General features: G+C 77.8%; 2 protein-coding genes and 1 pseudogene. 1 reads left to right on the top strand and 2 read right to left on the bottom strand.

Translation table 11 applies throughout. The features are described from left to right. Nucleotides 1-408: 408 nt before the first annotated feature. The gene (locus tag ACFWA9_RS38950) at nucleotides 409-1,062 is read right to left on the bottom strand and encodes a class I SAM-dependent methyltransferase (protein ID WP_380394301.1); all 654 of its coding nucleotides are present in this window, start codon (nucleotides 1,060-1,062) and stop codon (nucleotides 409-411) included. A gap of 91 nt (nucleotides 1,063-1,153) precedes the next feature. Continuing rightward, the gene (locus tag ACFWA9_RS38945) at nucleotides 1,154-2,323 is read right to left on the bottom strand and encodes a M48 family metalloprotease (protein WP_380394298.1); all 1,170 of its coding nucleotides are present in this window, start codon (nucleotides 2,321-2,323) and stop codon (nucleotides 1,154-1,156) included. Between the two features lie 82 nt (nucleotides 2,324-2,405). On the opposite strand from ACFWA9_RS38945, the pseudogene ACFWA9_RS38940 reads away from it, so the two are divergent. Continuing rightward, nucleotides 2,406-2,623: pseudogene (locus ACFWA9_RS38940) on the top strand (DNA glycosylase AlkZ-like family protein); the annotation flags it as partial.

Raw genomic sequence — 2,623 nt, 5'->3', positions numbered from 1 at the left:
GGAGGAACCGGCCGGGCGGCGGCGGGCGGAGCGGCCGGGGGCTGGGCCGCGCCGGGGGCGGGCTGCTGCGGTCCGCGCACCCAGCCGCCGGCGCCGCCGCGCGCGGTCGGATCCCAGACCGCCGGAGCGGTGTTCTGCTGGTCCGTCATTGCTGGCCCCCACCGTCCGCCCGGTCGCTCTGCCTGGTGCTGTGCCGCTGTCGTCGGCGCGCGTGCGCCGCGCGGACACCGTACCGTTCGAACCCCCGCCCGACAGCCCCGGCACGACGTTAGAGCATCCGTGATCGGCCGGGGGGCCGGTCCGGCGATCTCGTCGGGCCGCCCCGGCGTTCGAGCGCGGCGTTCGAGCGCGGCGTTCGACGGCGGCGCTCGAAGGGCGGGGCCGGGCGGGGCTCCGCGGCCCGGTCGCTCAGCCGCGGGAGCGGCGCAGGACCCGCAGCGAGCCGGTCGCCGAGACCTCCTCGAAGCCCTCGGCGAGCGCCCGCAGGTAGACCCGGTACGGCGCCTGGCCGCCGTCCGCCGGGTCGGGGAAGACGTCGTGCACCACCAGCAGGCCCTCGGGGGCCAGGTGGCGGGCCCAGCCCTCGTAGTCGCCGGTGGCGTGCTCGTCGGTGTGGCCGCCGTCGATGAAGACCAGGCCGAGCCGACCGCCCCAGAGCGCCGCGATCTGCGGCGACCGGCCGACCAGGGCGACCACGTGGTCCTCCAGCCCGGCCGCGTGCAGGGTGCGGCGGAACCGGGGGAGCGTGTCCATCCGGCCCACCTCCTGGTCCACCAGCGTGGGGTCGTGGTACTCCCAGCCGGGCTGCTGCTCCTCGGAGCCCCGGTGGTGGTCGACGGTCAGCGCCACCGTGCCCGCCTCCCGGGCGGCGGCGGCCAGCAGGATCGCCGACCGCCCGCAGTAGGTGCCGATCTCCAGCACCGGCAGCCCGGTCCGCCGGGCCGCCGTCAGCGCCGCCGCGTACAGGGCGAGGCCCTCGTCCACCGGCATGAACCCGGTCGCGCCCTCGAAGGCCGCCAGCACCTCGGGTGCGGGGCGCGGGTTCTCCAGGAGGTCGGACATGGTGCAGCTCCCTTGCCGGGTGATTCGGTGCTCGTGCTCGCCGTCGGACCCTACTGGACGGTAGGCCGCGGCGCCCGTCCCGGGCGGATCCTCAGCCGGCCAGCAGGGTGCGCGCGATGCGGACGCGGTGCGGCGCCAGCTCGGCGGCGATGGCGGCGGTCTCGGCGGGCGTCGTCGTGACGGCGGCCGGCAGCTCGGGGCCCCGGTCGAGGAGGGCGAGCCGCAGGTGGGTCGGCGGGTGGGTGGGGTCCACCGCGCCCCGCTCCAGGGCGGAGCGGCGCAGCAGGCGCTCGTGCTCCAGCGCCGGGACGTCGGCGGCCTGGTCGCGCAGCCGCTCCCAGAACGCCTCGGGGGTGGTCGCCGGCCGCGTGGACGGCGCCGCCGGGGCGTGCTGCGGACCGCGGCGCGACGCGCGGGGCCGGCTCTGCAGCTCCGCGCGTGCCCGGGCCGCCGCCGTCTCCACCGCCTGGCCGAGCAGCAGGGTCCGCAGCAGGCGCCGGGCCGCTCCGGTGGACGCGGTGCGGGCGGCCAGCGTGTCCGCGTGGTACTCGGCCTGCTGCCCGGCGCGCGAGGTCAGCCGGTCGAGCAGCCGGAGCAGCGCCAGCAGCAGCCGGGCGACGCCGCCGAGCAGGACGGCGAGGAGCAGGTCGGTGAGCTGGAACAGCAGCTCCAGCCCCACCGCGTCCCGGTAGTGGCCGCGCGGGCGGGTGAGGTCGTGCCAGTGGGCGAGCGCGTGGATCGCCGAACCGAGCCAGAGGCCCTGCCGGTGGTCGCCGTTGACCCGGTGGCCGAACTCGTGCCCCAGCAGGGCGATCCGCTCCTGTTCGCCGAGCACCTCCCAGAGCGGCAGGCCCAGGGTGAGCACCGACCGTCGGCGCAGCCCGACCGCCCCCATGCTCGCGTTGAACGCGCCGTCGACCCGGATCACGTCGACCGGCCCGGCGCCCACCTCGGCGGCGACGCGGTCCGCCAGGCCGTAGAGGGCGGGCGCCTCGGCACGGTCCAGCACGCCCTCGCCGCGCGGGGTCCGGCCGAGCCGGGGCCGGAGCAGGACCACCAGGCCGAGCACGGCCGCGCCCAGACAGCGGAGCGGGGTGTTGCCGGTGACGAGCAGCCACAGGCCCCAGCCGCACAGGGCCGCGGTGGTCAGGTGGACCGCGCCGGCGATGACCGAGGCGGCCAGCCAGGCCCGCTGCCCGACGGTGGCCGGCCGACCGGCCGCGATGTCCTCGTAGAGCCGGTCGGTCCTCCAGGCCGTCATCCGGTGCGAGGAAGGGGACTTCGTGGTGGTCGCCGGAGACACGATGGCGATCCGCTTCGAGCCCCGCCCCTGACCCGCACGCGCGGGCGACACGGACTTCCCGGACTCACCGGTGCGGGGCGTGCGCCTGCTCCCGTACTTCGACGCGTTCGCCATCGCCTCCCAGCCCCGCGAGCGGCTGTTCCCGGGGGCGGCGTACGAGCGGGCTCTCGCGGGCGGGCAGGCGGGGAACTTCCCGGTGCTGCTGGTGGACGGCACGGTGGCCGGCGTCTGGCACCTGCGCCGCTCGGGCCGCCGGAT

The sequence above is a fragment of the Kitasatospora sp. NPDC059973 genome, from assembly GCF_042737525.1.
Taxonomy (GTDB): domain Bacteria; phylum Actinomycetota; class Actinomycetes; order Streptomycetales; family Streptomycetaceae; genus Kitasatospora.
This window is presented reverse-complemented; position numbering and strand designations above follow the sequence as displayed.

Bases quoted from the DNA above. Each gene is read 5' to 3' on its own strand.
- ACFWA9_RS38950 (WP_380394301.1), bottom strand. From the start codon at position 1,062: ATGTCCGACCTCCTGGAGAACCCGCGCCCCGCACCCGAGGTGCTGGCG.
- ACFWA9_RS38945 (WP_380394298.1), bottom strand. From the start codon at position 2,323: ATGACGGCCTGGAGGACCGACCGGCTCTACGAGGACATCGCGGCCGGT.